General features: G+C 50.7%; 22 protein-coding genes and 1 other RNA gene. 14 read left to right on the top strand and 9 right to left on the bottom strand.

The annotated features are described in order from the left end of the window. Position 1: 1 nt before the first annotated feature. The 5 genes from lon to fadM all read left to right on the top strand — a co-directional run bounded on the left by lon (position 2) and on the right by fadM (position 5,926). Positions 2–2,356, top strand: coding sequence for an endopeptidase La (gene lon, locus WES_RS15590; protein WP_001295325.1), 2,355 nt, complete (start codon positions 2–4; stop codon positions 2,354–2,356). Between the two features lie 190 nt (positions 2,357–2,546). Next, positions 2,547–2,837 (top strand): nucleoid-associated protein HU-beta, encoded by a 291-nt coding sequence (gene hupB, locus WES_RS15585; RefSeq protein WP_254892905.1) that lies wholly within the window; start codon positions 2,547–2,549, stop codon positions 2,835–2,837. Between the two features lie 191 nt (positions 2,838–3,028). Continuing rightward, positions 3,029–4,900, top strand: a complete 1,872-nt coding sequence (ppiD, locus tag WES_RS15580; protein WP_016159191.1) for a peptidylprolyl isomerase — start codon at positions 3,029–3,031, stop codon at positions 4,898–4,900. A gap of 150 nt (positions 4,901–5,050) precedes the next feature. Beyond that, on the top strand, positions 5,051–5,422 hold the full coding sequence (locus WES_RS15575; protein WP_000680286.1) for a helix-hairpin-helix domain-containing protein: 372 nt from the start codon (positions 5,051–5,053) through the stop codon (positions 5,420–5,422). A 105-nt stretch (positions 5,423–5,527) separates the two neighbouring features. Further along, complete coding sequence (gene fadM / locus WES_RS15570) at positions 5,528–5,926, top strand: long-chain acyl-CoA thioesterase FadM (RefSeq protein WP_001194535.1); 399 nt, start codon at positions 5,528–5,530, stop codon at positions 5,924–5,926. 50 nt (positions 5,927–5,976) lie between these two features. Here fadM and queC read toward each other — a convergent pair whose 3' ends face one another. Together queC and WES_RS15560 are read right to left on the bottom strand one after the other, a co-directional pair. Next, positions 5,977–6,672 (bottom strand): 7-cyano-7-deazaguanine synthase QueC, encoded by a 696-nt coding sequence (gene queC / locus WES_RS15565; RefSeq protein WP_016159190.1) that lies wholly within the window; start codon positions 6,670–6,672, stop codon positions 5,977–5,979. 64 nt (positions 6,673–6,736) lie between these two features. Next, positions 6,737–8,437 (bottom strand): SgrR family transcriptional regulator, encoded by a 1,701-nt coding sequence (locus tag WES_RS15560; RefSeq protein ID WP_016159189.1) that lies wholly within the window; start codon positions 8,435–8,437, stop codon positions 6,737–6,739. Between the two features lie 99 nt (positions 8,438–8,536). Here WES_RS15560 and cof point away from each other — a divergent pair, with 99 nt between their 5' ends. The 6 genes from cof to amtB all read left to right on the top strand — a co-directional run bounded on the left by cof (position 8,537) and on the right by amtB (position 15,377). Next, on the top strand, positions 8,537–9,355 hold the full coding sequence (gene cof / locus WES_RS15555; protein ID WP_010354098.1) for an HMP-PP phosphatase: 819 nt from the start codon (positions 8,537–8,539) through the stop codon (positions 9,353–9,355). Between the two features lie 152 nt (positions 9,356–9,507). Beyond that, on the top strand, positions 9,508–9,966 hold the full coding sequence (decR, locus tag WES_RS15550; RefSeq protein ID WP_000884589.1) for a DNA-binding transcriptional regulator DecR: 459 nt from the start codon (positions 9,508–9,510) through the stop codon (positions 9,964–9,966). Between the two features lie 29 nt (positions 9,967–9,995). Beyond that, the gene (locus WES_RS15545) at positions 9,996–11,768 is read left to right on the top strand and encodes a SmdA family multidrug ABC transporter permease/ATP-binding protein (RefSeq protein ID WP_001235591.1); all 1,773 of its coding nucleotides are present in this window, start codon (positions 9,996–9,998) and stop codon (positions 11,766–11,768) included. After that, positions 11,761–13,542 (top strand): SmdB family multidrug efflux ABC transporter permease/ATP-binding protein, encoded by a 1,782-nt coding sequence (locus tag WES_RS15540; protein WP_016159188.1) that lies wholly within the window; start codon positions 11,761–11,763, stop codon positions 13,540–13,542. Before WES_RS15545 ends, WES_RS15540 begins: the two co-directional genes overlap by 8 nt. A gap of 180 nt (positions 13,543–13,722) precedes the next feature. Then, positions 13,723–14,061 carry a P-II family nitrogen regulator gene (gene glnK / locus WES_RS15535; protein WP_000780338.1) on the top strand — a complete coding sequence of 113 codons (339 nt, stop codon included), beginning with the start codon at positions 13,723–13,725 and terminating at the stop codon, positions 14,059–14,061. Between the two features lie 29 nt (positions 14,062–14,090). Further along, positions 14,091–15,377 carry an ammonium transporter AmtB gene (amtB, locus tag WES_RS15530; protein ID WP_000685029.1) on the top strand — a complete coding sequence of 429 codons (1,287 nt, stop codon included), beginning with the start codon at positions 14,091–14,093 and terminating at the stop codon, positions 15,375–15,377. A gap of 49 nt (positions 15,378–15,426) precedes the next feature. Here the strand turns inward: amtB and tesB are convergent, their stop codons facing one another. Next, on the bottom strand, positions 15,427–16,287 hold the full coding sequence (gene tesB, locus WES_RS15525; RefSeq protein WP_016159187.1) for an acyl-CoA thioesterase II: 861 nt from the start codon (positions 16,285–16,287) through the stop codon (positions 15,427–15,429). A gap of 217 nt (positions 16,288–16,504) precedes the next feature. Here tesB and WES_RS15520 point away from each other — a divergent pair, with 217 nt between their 5' ends. Beyond that, entirely contained in the window at positions 16,505–17,077 is a 573-nt protein-coding gene (locus WES_RS15520; RefSeq protein ID WP_000779815.1) for a YbaY family lipoprotein, read from the top strand. A gap of 30 nt (positions 17,078–17,107) precedes the next feature. Here WES_RS15520 and WES_RS15515 read toward each other — a convergent pair whose 3' ends face one another. Next, on the bottom strand, positions 17,108–17,419 hold the full coding sequence (locus WES_RS15515) for an MGMT family protein (RefSeq protein ID WP_016159186.1): 312 nt from the start codon (positions 17,417–17,419) through the stop codon (positions 17,108–17,110). A 162-nt stretch (positions 17,420–17,581) separates the two neighbouring features. On the opposite strand from WES_RS15515, the gene ffs reads away from it, so the two are divergent. After that, positions 17,582–17,678, top strand: an RNA gene (gene ffs, locus WES_RS22370) — signal recognition particle sRNA small type. A gap of 118 nt (positions 17,679–17,796) precedes the next feature. Continuing rightward, positions 17,797–18,150: a DUF1428 domain-containing protein gene (locus WES_RS15510; RefSeq protein WP_000878148.1), complete on the top strand. Its 354-nt coding sequence runs from the start codon at positions 17,797–17,799 to the stop codon at positions 18,148–18,150. 38 nt (positions 18,151–18,188) lie between these two features. Here the strand turns inward: WES_RS15510 and pdeB are convergent, their stop codons facing one another. The 5 genes from pdeB to tomB all read right to left on the bottom strand — a co-directional run bounded on the left by pdeB (position 18,189) and on the right by tomB (position 21,828). After that, positions 18,189–19,739, bottom strand: a complete 1,551-nt coding sequence (gene pdeB / locus WES_RS15505) for a cyclic-guanylate-specific phosphodiesterase PdeB (protein ID WP_016159185.1) — start codon at positions 19,737–19,739, stop codon at positions 18,189–18,191. A 162-nt stretch (positions 19,740–19,901) separates the two neighbouring features. Then, positions 19,902–20,372, bottom strand: coding sequence for a YlaC family protein (locus WES_RS15500; RefSeq protein WP_010354104.1), 471 nt, complete (start codon positions 20,370–20,372; stop codon positions 19,902–19,904). Positions 20,373–20,486: 114 nt separating this feature from the next. After that, the gene (maa, locus tag WES_RS15495) at positions 20,487–21,038 is read right to left on the bottom strand and encodes a maltose O-acetyltransferase (protein WP_016159184.1); all 552 of its coding nucleotides are present in this window, start codon (positions 21,036–21,038) and stop codon (positions 20,487–20,489) included. A 171-nt stretch (positions 21,039–21,209) separates the two neighbouring features. Then, a complete protein-coding gene (locus tag WES_RS15490) occupies positions 21,210–21,428 on the bottom strand; it encodes an HHA domain-containing protein (RefSeq protein ID WP_001280991.1) in 219 nt (72 codons plus the stop codon). Positions 21,429–21,432: 4 nt separating this feature from the next. Further along, on the bottom strand, positions 21,433–21,828 hold the full coding sequence (gene tomB, locus WES_RS15485; RefSeq protein WP_000344801.1) for an Hha toxicity modulator TomB: 396 nt from the start codon (positions 21,826–21,828) through the stop codon (positions 21,433–21,435). Positions 21,829–22,339 lie beyond the last annotated feature (511 nt).

The following is a 22,339-nucleotide window of genomic DNA, read 5'->3' on the forward strand; positions in this document are numbered from 1 at the left end:
TATGAATCCTGAGCGTTCTGAACGCATTGAAATCCCCGTATTGCCGCTGCGCGATGTGGTGGTTTATCCGCACATGGTCATCCCCTTATTTGTCGGGCGGGAAAAATCTATCCGTTGTCTGGAAGCGGCGATGGACCATGATAAAAAAATTATGCTGGTCGCGCAGAAAGAAGCCTCAACGGATGAGCCGGGTGTAAACGATCTTTTCACCGTCGGGACCGTGGCCTCTATATTGCAGATGCTGAAACTGCCTGACGGCACCGTCAAAGTGCTGGTCGAGGGGTTACAGCGCGCGCGTATTTCTGCGCTCTCTGACAATGGCGAACATTTTTCTGCGAAGGCGGAGTATCTGGAGTCGCCGACCATTGATGAGCGGGAACAGGAAGTGCTGGTACGTACCGCAATCAGCCAGTTCGAAGGCTACATCAAGCTGAACAAAAAAATCCCACCAGAAGTGCTGACGTCGCTGAACAGCATTGACGATCCGGCGCGCCTGGCGGATACCATTGCCGCGCATATGCCGCTGAAACTGGCTGACAAACAGTCCGTTCTTGAGATGTCCGACGTTAACGAACGTCTGGAATATCTGATGGCGATGATGGAATCGGAAATCGATCTGCTGCAGGTTGAGAAACGCATTCGCAACCGCGTTAAAAAGCAGATGGAGAAATCCCAGCGTGAGTACTATCTGAACGAGCAAATGAAAGCTATTCAGAAAGAACTCGGCGAAATGGACGACGCGCCGGACGAAAACGAAGCCCTGAAGCGCAAAATCGACGCGGCGAAAATGCCGAAAGAGGCAAAAGAGAAAGCGGAAGCAGAACTGCAGAAGCTGAAAATGATGTCTCCGATGTCGGCAGAAGCGACCGTGGTGCGAGGCTATATCGACTGGATGGTGCAGGTGCCGTGGAATGCGCGTAGCAAGGTCAAAAAAGACCTTCGTCAGGCGCAAGAAATCCTTGATACCGACCATTATGGTCTGGAGCGCGTGAAAGATCGCATCCTTGAGTATCTTGCGGTTCAAAGCCGTGTAAACAAAATCAAGGGGCCGATCCTTTGCCTGGTTGGGCCGCCGGGGGTAGGTAAAACTTCTCTGGGGCAGTCCATCGCCAAAGCTACCGGACGTAAATATGTCCGTATGGCGCTGGGCGGCGTGCGTGATGAAGCGGAAATCCGTGGTCACCGCCGTACTTACATCGGTTCTATGCCGGGTAAATTGATCCAGAAAATGGCGAAAGTGGGCGTGAAAAACCCGCTATTCCTGCTCGATGAGATCGACAAAATGTCTTCTGACATGCGTGGTGATCCGGCCTCCGCACTGCTTGAAGTGCTGGATCCAGAGCAGAACGTAGCGTTCAGCGACCACTACCTGGAAGTGGATTACGATCTCAGCGACGTGATGTTTGTCGCGACGTCGAACTCCATGAACATTCCGGCACCGCTGCTGGATCGTATGGAAGTGATTCGCCTCTCTGGTTATACCGAAGATGAAAAACTGAACATCGCTAAACGTCACCTGCTGCCGAAGCAGATTGAACGTAATGCGCTGAAAAAAGGTGAGTTGACCGTCGACGATAGCGCCATTATCGGCATTATTCGTTACTACACCCGTGAGGCGGGCGTGCGTGGTCTGGAGCGTGAAATCTCCAAACTGTGCCGTAAAGCGGTTAAGCAGTTACTGCTCGATAAGTCTCTAAAACATATCGAAATTAACGGCGATAACCTGCATGACTACCTCGGTGTTCAGCGTTTCGACTATGGTCGCGCGGATAACGAAAACCGTGTCGGTCAGGTAACGGGTCTGGCGTGGACGGAAGTGGGCGGCGACTTGTTGACCATTGAAACCGCGTGCGTCCCGGGCAAAGGTAAACTGACCTATACCGGATCGCTTGGTGAAGTAATGCAGGAGTCCATTCAGGCGGCGTTAACGGTGGTTCGTGCGCGTGCGGAAAAACTGGGGATCAACCCTGATTTTTACGAAAAACGCGACATCCACGTTCACGTACCGGAAGGTGCGACGCCGAAAGATGGTCCGAGTGCCGGTATTGCCATGTGCACTGCGCTGGTTTCTTGCCTGACCGGTAACCCGGTTCGCGCCGATGTGGCGATGACTGGCGAGATTACTCTGCGTGGTCAGGTGTTGCCAATCGGTGGTTTGAAAGAAAAACTGCTGGCTGCGCATCGTGGCGGGATTAAAACAGTGTTAATTCCGTTCGAAAATAAACGCGATCTGGAAGAGATTCCGGACAACGTGATTGCCGATCTGGACATTCATCCTGTGAAGCGCATTGAGGAAGTTCTGACTCTGGCGCTGCAAAATGAACCGTCTGGTATGCAGGTTGTGACTGCAAAATAGTGACCTTGCGCAAATTGCACTAATAAAAAAAGGGCTGGCGGGCCAATTCGGACTTGCCAGCCTTTTTTTGTCTCGTTAAGTTAGAGGGCGGATTAGGCTTGCCCTTATTAAGGGGTGTTGTAAGGGGATGGCTGGCCTGATATAACTGCTGCGCGTTCGCACCTTGAAGGATTCAAGTGCGAGATAAATTATAAAGAGGAAGAGAAGAGTGAATAAATCTCAATTGATTGACAAGATTGCTGCAGGGGCTGATATCTCTAAAGCTGCGGCTGGCCGTGCGTTAGATGCTATTATTGCTTCCGTAACTGAATCCCTGAAAGAAGGGGATGATGTAGCACTGGTAGGTTTTGGTACTTTTGCCGTTAAAGAGCGTGCCGCCCGTACTGGTCGCAACCCGCAGACCGGTAAAGAGATCACCATCGCTGCTGCTAAAGTACCGAGCTTCCGTGCAGGTAAAGCACTGAAAGACGCGGTAAACTAAGTGTTGTCCCCATTGGGGATGTGACGAAGTTCAAGGGCGCATCTACTGATGTGCCTTTTTTATTTGTATTCCGTGACTTTCTGCGCATTGTGGGCTGACAATTGCCCCCGTTTCTTGTCACAATAGGCCTTTGCGCGCAGCGATATGTTGCGTGAGGTACACAGTCATCTACAGCGGAGTGTTGTTACACCATGATGGACAGCTTACGCACGGCTGCAAACAGTCTCGTGCTCAAGATTATTTTCGGTATCATTATCGTGTCGTTCATATTGACCGGCGTGAGTGGTTACCTGATTGGCGCAGGCAATAACTACGCCGCAAAAGTGAATGACCAGGAAATCAGCCGTGGGCAGTTCGAGAACGCCTTCAACAGCGAGCGTAATCGTATGCAGCAACAGTTGGGCGATCAATACTCTGAGCTGGCGGCGAACGAAGGCTATATGAAAACCCTGCGTCAACAGGTGCTGAATCGTCTGATCGACGAGGCGCTGCTGGATCAGTACGCTCGTGAACTAAAACTGAGTATCAGCGATGAGCAGGTTAAACAGGCGATTTTCGCAACCCCAGCGTTTCAGGTTGACGGCAAGTTCGATAACAGCCGCTATAACGGTATCCTCAACCAGATGGGGATGAGTGCCGATCAGTACGCGCAGGCACTGCGTAATCAGCTCACTACCCAGCAGCTGATTAACGGCGTTGCGGGCACCGATTTTATGCTGAAAGGTGAAACCGACGAGCTGGCGGCACTGGTAGCTCAACAACGTGTAGTGCGTGAAGCGACTATCGACGTTAACGCGCTGGCAGCTAAACAAGCTGTGACCGAACCAGAAATCACCAGCTACTACGAGCAAAACAAAAACAATTTCATGACTCCGGAACAGTTCCGCGTGAGCTACATCAAGCTGGATGCCGCCACGATGCAGCAACCGGTTAGCGATGCGGATATCCAGAGCTACTACGATCAGCATCAGGATCAATTCACCCAGCCACAGCGTACCCGCTACAGCATCATCCAGACTAAAACTGAAGATGAAGCGAAAGCAGTACTTGAGGAGCTGAATAAAGGTGGTGATTTTGCTGCGTTAGCAAAAGAAAAATCTGCCGATATTATCTCTGCCCGTAACGGCGGCGATATGGGTTGGTTGGAAGATGCCACTATCCCGGACGAACTGAAAAATGCCGGTCTGAAAGAAAAAGGCCAACTGTCTGGTGTCATCAAATCTTCGGTCGGTTTCCTGATTGTACGTCTGGACGACATTCAGCCAGCGAAAGTGAAATCGTTAGACGAAGTACGTGACGACATTGCGGCGAAAGTGAAACACGAAAAAGCCCTCGATGCGTACTACGCGCTGCAGCAGAAAGTGAGCGATGCGGCAAGCAACGACACCGAATCTCTGGCTGGTGCAGAGCAGGCTGCGGGCGTTAAAGCCACTCAGACTGGCTGGTTCAGCAAAGATAACCTGCCGGAAGAGTTAAACTTCAAGCCGGTGGCAGACGCTATCTTTAACGGCGGTCTGGTAGGTGAAAACGGCGCGCCGGGCATCAACTCTGACATCATCACCGTAGACGGCGACCGCGCATTCGTACTGCGCATCAGTGAGCACAAACCGGAAGCGGTGAAACCGCTGGCAGATGTTCAGGAACAGGTTAAGGCGCTGGTTCAGCACAACAAAGCTGAGCAACAGGCGAAAGTAGATGCTGAAAAACTGCTGGTTGATTTGAAAGCGGGTAAAGGTGCGGAAGCTATGCAGGCAGCCGGTCTGAAATTTGGCGAGCCGAAAACCTTAAGCCGTTCCGGTCGTGACCCGATTAGCCAGGCCGCGTTTGCACTGCCACTGCCAGCGAAAGACAAACCGAGCTACGGTATGGCGACCGATATGCAAGGCAATGTCGTTCTGCTGGCGCTGGACGAAGTGAAACAAGGTTCTATGCCGGAAGATCAGAAAAAAGCGATGGTGCAGGGTATCACCCAGAACAACGCACAAATCGTCTTTGAAGCTCTGATGAGTAACCTGCGTAAAGAGGCGAAAATAAAAATTGGCGATGCGCTGGAACAGCAATAATCCGGAAGCCGCCTCGCAAAAAAATGCTTTGCAGCTGTAACAAGAAAAGGTCGCTTTCGCGGCCTTTTCCATTTCTGAACATTGCCATTTGTTTACTGTTTTCACTGCCGTTAAGGTGATTCCACTGTTAACAAACAAGGAGAAAACAGTATGAAACACGGAATTAAAGCATTGTTCATTACCCTGTCCCTGGCCTGTGCCGGAATGTCTCATAGTGCGCTGGCAGCAGCTCCTGCGGCGAAACCGGCAGCGGTAGAAACCAAAGCGGAAGCTCCTGCAGCACAAAGCAAAGCGGCAGTACCGGCAAAAGCCAGTGACGAAGAAGGCACCAGGGTCAGCATTAATAATGCCAGCGCGGAAGAGTTAGCCCGTGCGATGAATGGCGTTGGCCTGAAGAAAGCGCAGGCAATTGTCAGTTATCGCGAAGAGTACGGCCCGTTTAAAACGGTGGAGGATCTAAAACAGGTGCCGGGAATGGGCAATTCGCTGGTGGAACGTAATCTGGCGGTATTAACCCTGTAATTAATTTGCATAGTGGCAATTTTTTGCCAGACTGAAGAGGTCATACCAGTTATGGCCTCTGTACTTATAACAGTTCTTATAACAACAACGTAAGGTTATTGCGCTATGCAAACACAAATCAAAGTTCGTGGATATCATCTCGACGTCTACCAGCACGTTAACAACGCCCGCTACCTTGAGTTTCTCGAAGAAGCTCGCTGGGATGGGCTGGAAAATAGCGACAGCTTTCAATGGATGACCGCCCATAACATCGCCTTCGTCGTGGTCAATATCAATATTAACTATCGTCGCCCGGCGGTATTAAGCGACCTGTTAACCATTACCAGTCAGTTGCAGCAATTAAACGGTAAAAGCGGCATCTTAAGTCAGGTCATTACTCTTGAGCCGGAAGGGCAGGTGGTGGCGGATGCACTTATCACGTTTGTTTGTATCGATCTCAAAACGCAGAAAGCATTAGCTCTGGAAGGGGAACTGCGCGAAAAACTGGAGCAGATGGTTCAGTAAAAATTTTGTTGTGCCGGATGCTCAAGCCGCATCCGGCGACACCCGAATAATTACTTCAACCCGGTTTTCTGCTTCATCGCTGCCATCACCGTCGGTTTGTCGGCCAGATAATGATTCAATCCGTTAGCGCGCAGATTACATGCAGCACAATGACCGCAACCGTCGCCTTTAATGCCGTTATAGCAGGTCAGCGTTTCGCTACGTACTAAATCCAGCTTGCCGTAATAATCCGCCAGCGCCCAGGTTTCCGCTTTATCAATCCACATTAGCGGCGTTTCAAAACGAATATCTTTCGCCATGCCCAGACTGACGGCATGGTTCAGTGCTTTCACAAACTCATCGCGACAATCCGGGTAACCGGAGAAATCCGTTTCGCAGACGCCGGTGATCACTGCTTCTGCTTTAACCTGATACGCATATATCGCCGCCAGCGTCAGGAACAGAATATTACGCCCAGGGACAAACGTATTCGGGATACCATCGGCTTCAGGTTCATAATCAGGCACCGGAATGCTGTCACGCGTCAGGCTGCTGACCGCCAGCTCGTTGAGTAGCGTCACATCCAGCACCTTATGCGCGCGTGCACCCAGTTTCAATGCCAGTTCGCGTGCCACGTCAATCTCTGCGCGATGGCGCTGACCGTAATCGAACGTCACGCAATGGACTTCATCATATTGCTGCAATGCCTGTACCAGACAGGTGGTGGAATCCTGACCTCCACTAAACACAACGACGGCACGTTTCATAAATTATCCTGCTAAATCGATAAAAGCGTTATGGTAACGCCTGCGGTTAACCCCGACCAGTGCTTCATTGCGACGGCGCGGGAAGCCAGGCTTCGGTAAATTCAAACCAGCCACGCGGCGTCAGTCGCACACCATTTACTCCAGGCGGCGCGCTAATGCGATAGTGATAATTGAACAGCGGCGTCAGCGTTGCTTCTTCCATTAACTGGCTAAACACGGTTTTCAGCGCGTTATTCCGCTTTTCTTCATCAGCCATCAACTGCACGGTATCCAGTGTCGATTGCAGATGTGCATATGCTGGAGTGTCGAAAACATATGACCAGAGTGGATCGCAACGCAGCCATTGCTCCAGTGTATATTCCGGCGCTTCGCCAATTAACCTGTCGCCCATCATCAAATCTGCCTGTGCCAGCGGGGTCGTGTCGTCCCAGTTTTTCGCGTTATGAAAAACAATCGTTAATTCGCAACCTTCTGCTGCTAGCGTCGTTCGTAATTGTTCTGCCATTGCATGAAGTTCCACTGGCAGGTGATAAGCCAGCGTTAATGTTTCTGGTAGTTTGACCTCATCCGGTACATCCCATTGTGGAATAGCCCAGCCAGGCAGCAATGCATTACTGGCAGTGATCAGATTTTCTCCGACTTCTAACGTTTGTAGTAAACCGGATTGATGGATAATGGAGATCACTTTTCGCGCCTGCCAGAGGGACAGTCGGGGACTTTTGCGCAACGTTAAATAGCAAAAACCTAAACTGATGCCGCTACTGACCTGGCTGACCCGTGGCAACTCTTCAGGTTTACCGATGGTTATTTGTACTGGATGCTGACAACTGGTTCCCAAATCTTTTTCAAAAAGTGGTGGGGTTATCCAGTACTCAACCGCTTTTAGCAGTGGGTGATGTAAATGGTAATAATCATGGCTTTCGAGTCGCACCAGTTCCGCTGTGAATTTTGTTAAGCGAAAAGGGCCGGTTCCCACCAGCGATAATTGCGGATGCGCCAGATGGCTACAATAGCTCGCCAGCCTGTGTGCCAGCCAATAATCAGGGCGATGTAAAAAGAAGGTCAGACACTGCAGATGGGTGACTTCAATACGTTTCACGCTAGTCAATAATTTCCCCAACGCTGGCAGTTGTAGCAGCATCAATAATCGCTGGTGTAGTTGCGTTGCTTTTACCGCATCGCCGTTATGCCAGTGCAGCGTTGAACGAAGATAAAAGTCCCAGCGTAGCCCGTCAGCAGAGATTTCCCAGTGATGTGCTAAATCGCCAATCGGGCGCTGGGTATTATTGTCGAATCGGGTCAGACCAGAAAATATCTGTCCGGCGAGATGCTGCTCGGCACGACCGGGTAAAAAGCCCGGTTGTAGCGGTTCGAGAGGGCGATAATAGGGAATACGCAACGTCGGCGTATCGTTTTGCCATTGTCCACCCATAAACGGCTGTAACAGAGTGCGCAGCTCTCCTGGAGCCAGTTGCGCCAGCTCCAGCACATCTTGCTGCTTTCCGGTTTCCAGTGCCTGTTCCATCATCGCATTACGCAGCGATCCCGGTGTCACCAGAAAACGCAGTTGCCCGCGCTTTCCGCGTCCTGACTGCGCCTGCCACTCCAGCCATCCCGACTCCTGAGCCTGACGTAATAGTGTACGCACATGGCGTTCGCTGCAAAAACAGCGTTCGGCCAGTTCGCTGACGGTGACGGATTGCGGCTCTCCGGCAGAAGGTTGCCACAGACGTTGATACTGGTTAAGACGGTTAAGCAGTCGCATATAAACCCGGAACAATATTATTTAACTATTCACTATTACTTCCGTATATATCAGGTGATACTCAATCACCATTAACCGTGTCACAGAGTGGAGAAAGAAATGGCTCGTCTGGCAGCATTTGATATGGACGGCACTTTATTGATGCCTGATCACCATTTAGGTGAGAAAACCCTCTCGACTCTGGCGCGTCTGCGTGAACGCGATATTACCCTCACTTTTGCTACGGGTCGCCATGCGCTGGAGATGCAGCATATTATCGGGGTGCTATCGCTGGATGCGTATTTAATTACCGGCAACGGTACGCGCGTGCACTCTCTGGAAGGCGAACTTTTACATCGTGATGATTTGCCTGCGGACGTGGCGGAATTAGTGCTCTACCAGAAATGGGATACCCAGGCCAGTATGCATATCTTCAATGACAATGGCTGGTTTACCGGGCAAGAGATCCCAGCATTGTTGCAGGCATTTGTGTATAGCGGTTTCCGTTATCAGATTATCGATGTCAAAAAAATGCCGCTCGACAGCGTCACCAAGATCTGTTTCTGTGGCGATCACGACGATCTTATGCGCTTGCATACCCAACTAAACGAAGCATTAGGCGAGCGCGCACATTTGTGTTTTTCGGCAATTAATTGCCTGGAAGTGCTGCCGGTGGGGTGTAATAAAGGCGCGGCGTTGGCGGTGCTGACCCAACATTTAGGTTTTTCACTGCGCGACTGCATGGCCTTTGGTGATGCGATGAACGATCGCGAAATGTTAGGCAGCGTCGGTAGCGGTTTTATTATGGGCAATGCGATGCCACAACTGCGCGCGGAACTCCCTCATTTACCAGTGATTGGACATTGCCGAAATCAGGCGGTCTCTCACTATTTGACGCACTGGCTGGACAATCCACATCTACCTTATTCCCCCGAATAACGAGATCTCTTCCAGCGCCGGGCAATAGCCCGGTTTTTTTTACTTTGAATTTGTCATTTTGTGCAGTGTCGTTTAAACCGCACAGAATAAATTGTCGGTATTTCGCCTTTAAAATAGAATTAAAAGAGAAAATAATTCTCTGTGGATTGGCGATGTTAGATAAAATTGACCGTAAGCTGCTGGCCTTACTACAGCAGGATTGCACCCTCTCTTTGCAGGCACTGGCAGAAGCCGTTAATCTGACGACCACGCCTTGCTGGAAGCGTCTGAAACGGCTGGAGGATGACGGTATCCTTATCGGCAAAGTCGCCCTGCTGGATCCGGAAAAAATTGGCCTTGGGCTGACTGCTTTTGTGCTGATTAAAACGCAACATCACAGCAGCGAATGGTATTGCCGCTTTGTCACGGTGGTAACGGAAATGCCAGAAGTGCTGGGGTTCTGGCGCATGGCCGGGGAATATGATTATCTGATGCGTGTTCAGGTTGCCGATATGAAACGCTATGACGAGTTTTATAAGCGTCTGGTCAACAGCGTTCCAGGGCTGTCGGACGTTACTTCCAGCTTCGCGATGGAACAGATTAAATACACCACTTCTTTACCCATCGAATAAATATCCAGAATCAGGTCAGGACACAACGCGTGCGATTATTTGCTCAACTAAGCTGGTATTTCCGTCGGGAATGGCGTCGCTATCTCGGGGCTGTGGCCTTGCTTGTTATTATCGCGATGCTGCAACTGGTTCCGCCGAAAGTGGTCGGTATTGTTGTCGATGGAGTGACGGAACAACACTTTACTACCGGGCAGATCCTGATGTGGATCGCCACCATGGTGCTGATTGCAGTCGTGGTTTATCTCCTGCGTTACGTCTGGCGCGTACTGCTGTTTGGCGCGTCTTATCAACTGGCTGTTGAACTGCGTGAAGATTATTACCACCAGCTAAGCCGCCAGCATCCAGAGTTTTACCTGCGTCATCGTACGGGCGACCTCATGGCTCGTGCGACCAATGACGTCGATCGGGTCGTGTTTGCTGCCGGGGAAGGGGTGCTGACGCTGGTGGATTCACTGGTGATGGGCTGCGCAGTGTTGATTATGATGTCAACGCAAATTAGCTGGCAGTTGACCTTATTCGCACTATTACCGATGCCAGTGATGGCAATCATGATTAAGCGCAACGGCGATGCTTTGCATGAACGCTTTAAGCTGGCGCAGGCGGCATTTTCCAGTCTCAACGATCGCACCCAGGAGAGCCTCACTAGTATCCGCATGATCAAAGCCTTTGGTCTGGAAGATCGCCAGTCGGCGCTATTTGCCGCAGATGCTGAAGACACTGGCAAGAAAAACATGCGTGTGGCGCGTATTGATGCCCGTTTTGATCCGACAATCTATATCGCGATTGGCATGGCGAATTTGCTGGCGATTGGTGGGGGAAGCTGGATGGTGGTGCAGGGCAGCTTAACGCTGGGACAGCTCACCAGTTTTATGATGTATCTGGGGTTAATGATTTGGCCGATGCTGGCGCTGGCCTGGATGTTTAACATTGTGGAACGTGGCAGCGCGGCATATAGCCGTATTCGGACGATGCTGGCTGAAGCACCGGTGGTGAACGATGGTAGCGAACCAGTGCCGCAAGGGCGTGGCGAACTGGATGTAAATATTCGCCAGTTTACTTATCCACAAACTGATCATCCTGCGCTGGAGAATGTCAGTTTTGCACTCAAACCCGGTCAGATGCTGGGTATTTGCGGGCCGACCGGTTCTGGCAAAAGTACCCTGCTGTCACTCATTCAGCGTCATTTCGACGTCAGCGAGGGGGATATTCGCTTTCATGATATTCCCCTGACGCAGCTTCAACTCGATAGCTGGCGTAGCCGCCTGGCGGTGGTCAGCCAGACGCCGTTCCTTTTTTCCGACACCGTGGCGAATAACATCGCGCTGGGTTGCCCGAATGCCACCCAGCAAGAGATTGAACACGTAGCGCGGTTAGCCAGCGTACATGACGATATTTTGCGTCTACCGCAAGGTTACGACACTGAAGTGGGCGAGCGCGGCGTGATGCTTTCCGGTGGGCAAAAGCAGCGCATATCCATTGCTCGTGCGTTATTAGTCAACGCGGAAATCCTTATTCTGGATGATGCGCTTTCGGCGGTGGACGGACGCACAGAGCACCAGATCCTGCATAACCTGCGTCAGTGGGGGCAGGGGAGAACGGTGATTATCAGCGCCCATCGACTTTCTGCACTGACAGAAGCCAGTGAAATAATTGTGATGCAACACGGACACATCGCCCAGCGTGGCAATCATGATGCGCTGGCGCAACAAAGCGGCTGGTATCGCGATATGTATCGCTATCAACAACTGGAGGCGGCGCTCGACGACGCTCCGGAAATTCGCGAGGAGGCCGCCGATGCGTAGTTTTAGCCAACTGTGGCCGACTCTCAAGCGCCTGTTAGCGTATGGTTCGCCGTGGCGTAAACCGCTGGGGATTGCTGTTCTGATGATGTGGATTGCGGCGGCGGCAGAAGTCAGTGGACCGCTACTCATCAGCTTTTTCATCGATAATATGGTGGCAAAAAATAATCTGCCGTTGAAAGTGGTTGCCGGTCTGGCGGCGGCGTATGTTGGGCTGCAACTGTTCGCCGCTGGACTGCACTACGCACAGTCGCTGTTGTTTAATCGGGCGGCGGTTGGCGTGGTACAACAGTTGCGAACGGATGTGATGGATGCTGCGCTACGCCAGCCATTAAGCGAGTTTGATACCCAGCCGGTCGGTCAGGTGATTTCCCGCGTCACTAATGACACTGAAGTGATCCGCGACCTCTACGTTACCGTAGTGGCAACTGTCCTGCGCAGCGCCGCACTGGTGGGTGCGATGCTGGTGGCAATGTTCAGTCTCGACTGGAGAATGGCACTGGTGGCGATAATGATTTTCCCGGTGGTGCTGGTGGTGATGGTGATATACCAGCGTTACAGTACGCCGATTGTCCGCCGTGTTCGCGCCTATCTGGCGGATATTAACGACGGCTTTAACGAAATTATCAACGGCATGAGCGTTATCCAGCAATTCCGTCAGCAGGCGCGATTTGGCGAACGTATGGGTGAGACCAGTCGTTCACACTATATGGCGAGGATGCAAACCCTGCGCCTCGACGGCTTTCTGCTGCGTCCCTTGCTGAGTTTGTTTTCATCGCTCATTCTTTGTGGCTTGTTGATGCTGTTTGGCTTCTCCGCCAGCGGCACCATTGAAGTGGGCGTGCTGTATGCGTTTATCAGCTATCTTGGGCGGCTTAACGAACCCTTAATCGAACTGACCACGCAACAGGCGATGCTGCAACAGGCTGTGGTGGCGGGTGAACGCGTGTTCGAACTGATGGATGGGCCGCGTCAGCAATATGGCAATGATGATCGCCCGTTACAGAGCGGCACTATTGAAGTCGATAACGTGTCATTTGCTTATCGCGATGACAATCTGGTACTGAAGAACATTAATCTCTCTGTGCCTTCGCGTAACTTTGTGGCGCTGGTGGGGCATACCGGCAGCGGTAAAAGTACCCTCGCCAGTTTATTGATGGGCTATTACCCGCTAACGGAAGGTGAGATTCGTCTCGACGGTCGTCCATTAAATTCGCTAAGTCACAGCGCATTACGCCAGGGTGTGGCGATGGTGCAGCAAGATCCGGTGGTGCTGGCGGATACTTTCCTCGCCAACGTGACGCTGGGGCGTGATATCTCCGAAGCGCGCGTCTGGCAGGCACTGGAAACCGTGCAACTGGCGGATCTGGCGCGCAGCATGAGCGACGGTATTTATACGCCGCTGGGCGAGCAGGGGAATAATCTTTCCGTCGGGCAGAAGCAACTGCTGGCGCTGGCGCGCGTGCTGGTGGAGACGCCGCAAATCCTGATCCTTGATGAGGCAACCGCCAGTATCGATTCCGGTACTGAACAGGCGATCCAGCACGCACTGGCGGCGGTGCGTGAACATACCACGCTGGTGGTGATTGCTCACCGCTTATCGACCATTGTCGATGCCGACACCATTCTGGTGCTCCATCGTGGTCAGGCGGTGGAACAGGGGACGCACCAGCAACTGCTGGCAGCCCAGGGGCGCTACTGGCAGATGTATCAACTGCAACTTGCGGGCGAAGAGCTGGCAGCCAGCGTGCGTGAAGAGGAATCATTGAGCGCCTGATTAGCGCAAAATTTCATCGGTGGTGCAAAAATGTAACGCACTGTGCACCGTCATAGTGCGTTTTCATTTTCAATCTTCTTAACTTCCTGCTCTCTTTCTCGTTTTTCATTTCTGGCATACCGCTTGCAATACCTTCTTCGTGTAGCAGAACCATTACCGAATTCTGACCGGAGGGGATCTATGAAGCTGGTGACCGTGATAATCAAACCATTCAAGCTGGAAGATGTTCGTGAAGCGTTATCTTCCATTGGTATTCAGGGCCTGACCGTCACCGAAGTGAAAGGTTTCGGGCGTCAGAAAGGACATGCCGAGCTGTACCGGGGGGCGGAATACAGCGTCAACTTCCTGCCAAAAGTAAAAATTGATGTGGCGATTGCTGATGACCAACTCGATGAAGTGATCGATATCGTCAGCAAGGCGGCTTACACCGGAAAAATTGGCGACGGCAAAATCTTCGTCGCTGAATTGCAACGCGTCATTCGTATTCGTACCGGCGAAGCCGACGAAGCGGCGCTGTAATCTCTGGCACACAGCAACAGGAACGAAAAATGAAGATAGCGACGATAAAAACTGGGCTTGCTTCACTGGCGATGCTGCCGGGACTGGTAATGGCTGCACCTGCGGTGGCCGATAAAGCCGACAATGCGTTTATGATGATTTGTACTGCGCTGGTGCTGTTTATGACTATTCCGGGGATTGCCCTGTTTTACGGTGGGTTGATTCGCGGCAAAAACGTGCTGTCGATGCTAACGCAGGTGACGGTGACGTTTGCACTGGTCTGTATTCTCTGGGTGGTTTACGGCTACTCGCTGGCGTTTGGTGAGGGTAACAACTTCTTTGGTAACATTAACTGGCTGATGCTGAAAAACATCGAACTGACGGCGGTGATGGGCAGTATTTATCAGTATATCCACGTGGCGTTTCAGGGATCGTTTGCCTGCATTACCGTCGGCTTGATCGTTGGGGCGCTGGCGGAACGGATTCGTTTCTCTGCGGTGTTAATTTTTGTGGTGGTGTGGCTGACGCTCTCTTACATTCCGATTGCGCATATGGTCTGGGGCGGCGGTTTGCTGGCTTCTCACGGTGCGCTGGATTTCGCGGGTGGCACGGTGGTGCACATTAACGCCGCAATCGCCGGTCTGGTGGGCGCGTATCTGATAGGCAAACGCGTGGGCTTCGGCAAAGAGGCGTTTAAACCGCACAACCTGCCAATGGTCTTTACCGGTACTGCCATTCTCTATATCGGTTGGTTTGGCTTTAACGCCGGGTCAGCGGGCACGGCGAATGAAATCGCGGCACTGGCATTTGTGAATACTGTGGTCGCAACGGCGGCGGCAATTCTTGGCTGGATCTTTGGTGAATGGGCGCTGCGCGGTAAGCCTTCACTGCTGGGGGCGTGTTCTGGCGCGATTGCCGGTCTGGTTGGCGTGACGCCTGCCTGTGGCTACATTGGTGTTGGCGGCGCGTTGATTATCGGCGTGGTAGCCGGTTTGGCGGGCTTGTGGGGCGTTACCATGCTCAAACGCCTGCTGCGGGTCGATGATCCTTGCGATGTCTTCGGTGTGCACGGCGTTTGTGGCATCGTCGGCTGTATCATGACCGGGATTTTTGCCGCCAGTTCGCTGGGTGGTGTGGGCTTCGCCGAAGGTGTGACGATGGGGCATCAGCTGCTGGTACAGCTGGAAAGCATCGCCATTACGATTGTCTGGTCTGGTGTGGTGGCGTTTATCGGCTACAAACTGGCGGATTTGACAGTTGGCCTGCGTGTACCAGAAGAGCAGGAGCGCGAAGGACTGGACGTTAACAGTCACGGCGAAAATGCTTATAACGCGTAACAAGTACTGCAAAAAATAGCCGGACGGTTTTCACCTCCGGCTGTTTTTTTTAATTGTGATTACGCATTACCCCTTCCTGAACTGTCGAGGCAACCAGCACGCCGTCCTGGGTATAAAACTCACCGCGCACAAAGCCGCGTGCGCTGGACGCCGACGTGCTCTCCACGCTATACAACAGCCATTCGTTCAGATTAAACGGACGATGGAACCACATCGAATGGTCGATGGTGGCAATCTGGATCCCCGGCTCGAGAAAACCGATGCCGTGCGGCTGCAGGGCAACAGGCAGGAAGTTAAGATCAGAAGCGTAACCGAGTAAGTACTGATGAACGCGCAGATCATCTGGCACGCTACCATTTGCGCGGATCCATACCTGACGATGAGGTTCTGCGACGTGACCTTTCAGCGGGTTATGAAATTCCACCGGACGGACTTCCAGCGGACGATCGCAGATGAATTTATCTTTCAACACTGGCGGCAGCAGGTGCGCCAGCGATTGGGCGATTTGCGTTTCTGAAGGCAGACCATCAGGTGCTGGTGCGGACGGCATTGCTTTTTGGTGCTCGAATCCGGTCTCTGGTGCCTGGAAAGAGGCCGTCATATAAAAAATCGGTTTACCGTTTTGAATAGCAGCAACCCGACGGGCGCTGAAGCTGTTACCGTCACGCAGCGTTTCAACATCATAAATAATCGGCTTTTTACTATCGCCTGGGCGAAGAAAGTAGCTGTGAAACGAATGTACCAGACGCTCTTCAGGGACAGTTTCTTTTGCAGCATACAAGGCCTGACCCACAACCTGGCCGCCAAACACCTGGCGTAAACCTAAATCTTCACTCTGGCCGCGAAAGAGTCCTTCCTCAATTTTTTCCAGATTTAACAATGTCAGTAAATTTTTTAGCGCCTGACTCATATAACTCTCCAGTAACAAAGCTGCCGCAGCAAGCCAAAGTGAGTTGAGTATAACGCAATTTTGGTACTGGTCCGATGGGTGCAATGGTCTGAATTACGGGCTAAATGCAGGCGTTAATACGTGACATGTGCCACACTTATTGACGTTACTATTTTGTTAACCACTCTTCCGGCGAGGAAAGTTAGCCCGCTGGTGCATTGATAATAAGGAGAAGTGAATGAAACTCGTGCACATGGCCAGTGGTTTAGCGGTTGCGATTGCGTTGGCGGCTTGCGCGGATAAAAGCGCGGATATCCAGACGCCAGCACCGGCTGCAAATACGTCTATTGCAGCGACACAGCAACCTGCTATACAACAACCGAATGTTTCCGGTACGGTCTGGATCCGTCAGAAAGTCGCACTGCCGCCTGATGCCGTGCTGACCGTGACACTTTCTGACGCGTCGTTAGCGGATGCGCCTTCTAAAGTTCTGGCGCAGAAAGCAGTACGTACCGAAGGTAAACAGTCACCGTTCAGTTTTGTTCTGCCATTTAACCCGGCAGACGTTCAGCCGAATGCGCGTATCCTGTTGAGTGCGGCGGTTACCGTGAACGACAAACTGGTGTTTATCACCGATACCGTTCAACCGGTGATCAATCAGGGCGGAACCAAAGCTGACCTGACATTAGTGCCGGTTCAGCAAACCGCCGTGCCGGTTCAGGCCAGCGGTGGTGCGACGACTACCGTACCTTCGACTTCACCAACTCAGGTGAATCCGTCTTCGGCAGTTCCGGCCCCTACGCAATACTAAGCGCCATTAACCCTCTCCGCCTGGAGAGGGTTAATAGTCCCAGCGATAACGCTGTAAGTCGATTTGCCCGCTTCCCGATACCATCACACCTTCTGCCAGTAATGCCTGCCGTTGACGCTGCAAATCCGGGCCGGTTAACGAAATTGTGCCGTGGCGATTAACCACCCGATGCCAGGGGAGGGTGCTGCCTTCGGGGAGACGCTTTAACACTCCACCGACCTGGCGTGCGGCGCGGGGTGATCCCGCCAGTTTCGCGACATCGCCGTAAGTGGTGACGTAGCCTTTGGGAATAGCGGCGACGATTTGCCAGACGCGTTGGGGAAATGAATCTTCTTTTTCCATCTTTTCTTCCTGAGGTAATTTTTCAGCATAATCTGGAAAAACGCCAGAGTGAAGCCGCATTGCGCAAGAAACCAGCATCCGGCACGCAATGGGTTGCAATTAGCAGGGGCAGCAGTGATAATGCGCCTGCGCGTTGGTTCTCAACGCTCTCAATGGGGGCTCTGTTGGTTCTCCCGCAACGCTACTCTGTTTACCAGGTCAGGTCCGGAAGGAAGCAGCCAAGGCAGATGACGCGTGTGCCGGGATGTAGCTGGCAGGGCCCCCACCCATTTCTGCTCCCGCCGTTTCGTCAAAAAATCCTAATATGGCTAAACTTTAACCACGACTGACGCCGCAAGAATTGTCTGGCTGCGCAGTACGCTTCGGAGGTATTTCTGATGAAGTATGTTGATGGTTTTGTGGTTGCTGTTCCTGCCGAAAATAAAGATGCCTATCGAGAAATGGCCGCAAAGGCCGCGCCACTGTTTAAAGAGTTTGGCGCGCTTCGCATTGTTGAATGTTGGGCCAGCGATGTGCCAGACGGCAAAGTGACCGATTTTCGCATGGCAGTGAAAGCGGAAGAGAATGAGGAAGTGGTGTTTAGCTGGATTGAATATCCTTCAAAAGAGGTCCGCGACGCTGCCAATCAAAAAATGATGTCTGACCCACGAATGAAAGAGTTCGGCGAATCAATGCCGTTTGATGGCAAACGGATGATTTACGGCGGGTTTGAGTCAATCATCGACGAGTAGCGTGACGGGCTGTGCGGCGTGCCGCCAGCCCCCAAAATTTACAGATGGTATTCTGCCCAGCGTATGAAATCTTCTTTTGGCAACGCTTTGCTGTACAGCCAACCCTGACCGTAATGCACGCCATGCTGACGTAGCCACTCTTCCTGTTTATCCGTTTCGATCCCTTCCGCCACCATTTTCAGTTTCAACGTTTTTGCCATTTCGATGATATGTGGTGTGACGTTTTTATATTCCAGCGCATCAACGAAAGATTTATCGATCTTCAGAATGTCGACATCCAGATCCTGTAAATAACTTAAACTTGAATACCCCGTACCAAAATCATCGAGATAAATTTCATGGCCCGCCCCCCGGTAGCGAGAAATTATCGGGGCGCTGGTTTTCGGAGCGGCAAACTCACGTTCAGTGAGTTCAAGAGCGATCTGTTTGGGGTTAACCTGGTAGTGATTGATCATATCTCGCAGCAGTTGCGGAATTTTTTCCGAGGCGAGCACGGTGGATTCAAGATTGATGGAAATATGTTGTTCCGGGTGCTGTCGCAGCCAGTCGCCCATATCTTCAAACACGTTTCTTATAATCAGCAGCGTCAGTGGCTCAGAAAGACCCGTTTGCTGTGCCAGCGGAATAAAACTATCTGGCGACAACCAACTACCGTCTGTCTGCGGCCAGCGCGCCAGTGCTTCAGCTCCGACAATTTTGCCATTGGCTAAGGAGACAATCGGCTGGTAGTGCACGCAAATATCACGATTTTCGATGGCATCCTGCAGGCGATGATGCGGAGACTGGATACGGCGCAAAATGCGCAACACAAACATTGCTGCCAGCAGGCCAATTAACAACCCTACAGGCAACCAGATAAAGACCTGCCGATGCCAGCCTTTTTGCAACATTTTCGTTGAAGCCCAGGTGATGATGGAAATATTCATCTCCGGGAAGGGCAGAATATCGTAAATGATCCCATTATTTTCGATATGCTCACCGGGGGTTTTTTGCAGTTGGGTAATAATACCCCGGGCAATTTCGTCGCTGCTGGTTATGACTATATTATGGGCATTGCCAATAATAGCGGCATCAATTTGCCATGAGCTATAAGGAATCACGTCGATAAAGGAAGCGGGGTCGATCATCACTACATAATGTGCGGTTCCCATAGCAACCATGTAACGGGTAATACCTAAGTCATTGTGTGAGGTTAACCAGACCCGATAACCATCTTTTGAAATCTTCCCCGGCTCCGGGAAGGTATCCGGTGGGCTTTCATGTTCCAGAGAAGAGCATTGGGGAACGTTGTTATCGATATAAACCACTTCCTGAATATAGCGATAGCTGTATGAAACCCGGCGCATTTCCATGAGATGCTCTTCACTACAGGCTCCGCCTTGCCATCTTTCCAGCTCTTGTAGTGCATCTTTCCCTTGCGTCGCCACTTTATTGGCCCGAATAGCGACGCGGGAGGAATAGGTATTCAGCTCTTCAACAAACGACGTTTCTACCTGCTGATGGGCCAGCCAGATGCTTAAGCCGACAGGCAGCAGTACTGAAAGAATCAGTACTCCCGAAATCAGGCCGACCAGATGTCGTGTTCTCACCAGCATGTCCTTATTAACACAGTGTAGGGAAAGTATATCTGATTGTGAAAAAAGGCTGGCAGGAGATAAGTGGGTAAGGTCAGTATTTCATGAAATGATGGGTGGCAACGATCGTTGTCAATTGACCAGGCGCAGAGCTTACGCCTGGTGTGAAATCCTGACTTAAGATGTTGATTCGGCGCGAGCCAGGGTGAAAATATCGTAAAAAGACAGCTCACCTTTACGGGCGATCATTTTTTGCAACTGTTCTTTGTGGATATTCGCGACACGCGGCGAGTTCAGTATGGTTTCAACCAGCGCAGCAGGGACAAAGCGCGTGTTATACCATTCGCCGTTATAGCAAACGCGAAAATCCAGTACGTCGATATCTTCGTAGCGGTAGCGTGGGTAGACATCAAAAAAGAAGAAACCGTTGAGCAGGATGAATAACACTATCAGGAGCCAGACTGAACCTGACAGCGTTTCGGACTGCAACATCACTGCCAGCGTGGCAAAAAAGGCAACGTACATGCCAATAAACAGCCCCGGATGTTTGCGGATAAAACTGATACTAAAGCGGGGCTTGTTGTCGCGTTTTTCGCGCGTATTCAGAGACTCAATCGTTTCGGTCAGCAGGCGTTGTATTTCGGTCATCTTTTGCCTTCGTGGTATCTGCAACTCTCCAGGGAACACCCTATTTTAACGTGGGAATGATATGAGAAAAGTAACAGATTAACTACAATTTTGCATAACAGTTGCAAATTGTAGTTACAGTTTTTTAATGACTCTGGCCGGGTTACCGCCTACGACAACATTATCAGGAACATCTTTGGTAACGACGGCTCCTGATGCCACTACGACGTTATCGCCAATAGTAACCCCCGGGTTAATGATGGCACGACCACCAATCCAGACGTTGTTACCGATAGTCACCGGTTTCCCTAGTTCAGCACCGCTATTACGTGCTACGGGATCGACAGGATGGGTCGCGGTATAAATATGGACGCCAGGCGCCAGCATACAATTATCGCCTATACGAATAGGGCAGACATCAAGCATCACGCAATCGAAGTTCGCGTAAAACCCTTTACCGAGAAAAATGTTATAGCCATAGTCGCAGCGAAAGGAGGGCTCAATATACGCATCCGCAACCTGACCGAGTAAATCGGTGAGGATTTGTTGGCGTAATGATTGATCTTCCGGCAAGGAATGATTGTATTGGTGAATAAGCTGACGAGCGCGCAGGCGATCGCGAGATAAAGTCTCATCTGCCGAGCGATACAACTCACCAGCAATCATCTTTTCTTTTTCTGTGCTCATTACTGACGACCCGGTTGCTGGAATTGGGGCAACACAGTAATACGAAATGTCAGTGATGAGAACGTTCCCGTTACCTCTGTGTGACGGAGGTCACACGCGGCATGTCGTCATAGTAAAAATAAAATATGTCTAATAAACAGATGGTTATAGTTCAGGGGTTATACTGTTTAATTATCGAATAAATTTCCACACCGAGGAAGGGATCTTGTCGTAAAGCTTATTCATGGTCAATTCTGCAAGACGGTGATCTGCGGCTGAGTAAAATACCGCCAGTTCATTATCTGATAATTCGTATTTATTTTTCTCGATAACACGTTCCAGCGTGTCAATTGTCTGACAACGACGCAAACGCATCAAATAATCGGTTTTCGTTAAAGGCTTATCGGACATACTTCTACCCATGGTTGTAATAATTAGAACAAGATAAACTCGCAGGATTCTCTTTAGTGGCGTTCACAAAACAACGGAACAGTCGGTTACCTGACTTCCGCCATTTCTGGAGATCCTGCATATTAATACCATAACTACTGAACAACATAAAGGTGTCGTCCAGATATTCATCTATCTGCTCAATGAGCTTATTGTCTTCATTATACTTAATTTTGTAATTAAGTGCGAAGGTCGCAATATGCTCAATGAGTTCATTAAGCTGCAGATTGATAGCCGAGGTAGGGTCGTTAACCCAACCATGATTGCTTTCTTCAAGGTTTGCAAGACAGTCATGATACAGGGTTTCGCAGAGAAATTTAAGCTGTGCAATATCATGTCTTTTTGGTGAGTATTCATCCATAACGCGTCCCCTTCTTAGTGGTTGAACTAACGGACACCTTTCGGGGTGGGAAAACCTACTGACCTGGACTTGCCCTCACAGTTGTTAGATTAACTATAATCCACTCTATGAAGGTTTTCATCGCATTATTACGAAAAATTACAATTAGTGGGAGGAGAGGGAAAAGGCTTACTTTTTCACCCTGCATCAACCACGTAAAGGCTAAAGCAGTTTGTTTGATGCTATTCATAACGTAATCAGGATCCTTGCGTCGGGGGTGATAAAATGAGACGGGAATTTGTCACACTAATACCCAGGATTACTCTGATTATGATGTAATTGATATGAATAAATAAAGGATTGCCGCAAATAATTAAGAATAGCCTCTAGATGTCTATGGGTTATTATACCTATTGCTACCACTTAATATAAATTAACTAACAATAAGCATTTTTTATGAATTTTATGTAGCGTTAAAACTAACTTCCGTTTGCGAGCTTAGCTGTAAACATTGTTATTTTAAGATTATACG

This window comes from Escherichia sp. KTE31, assembly GCF_000407925.1.
Taxonomy (GTDB): Bacteria; Pseudomonadota; Gammaproteobacteria; order Enterobacterales; family Enterobacteriaceae; genus Escherichia; species Escherichia ruysiae.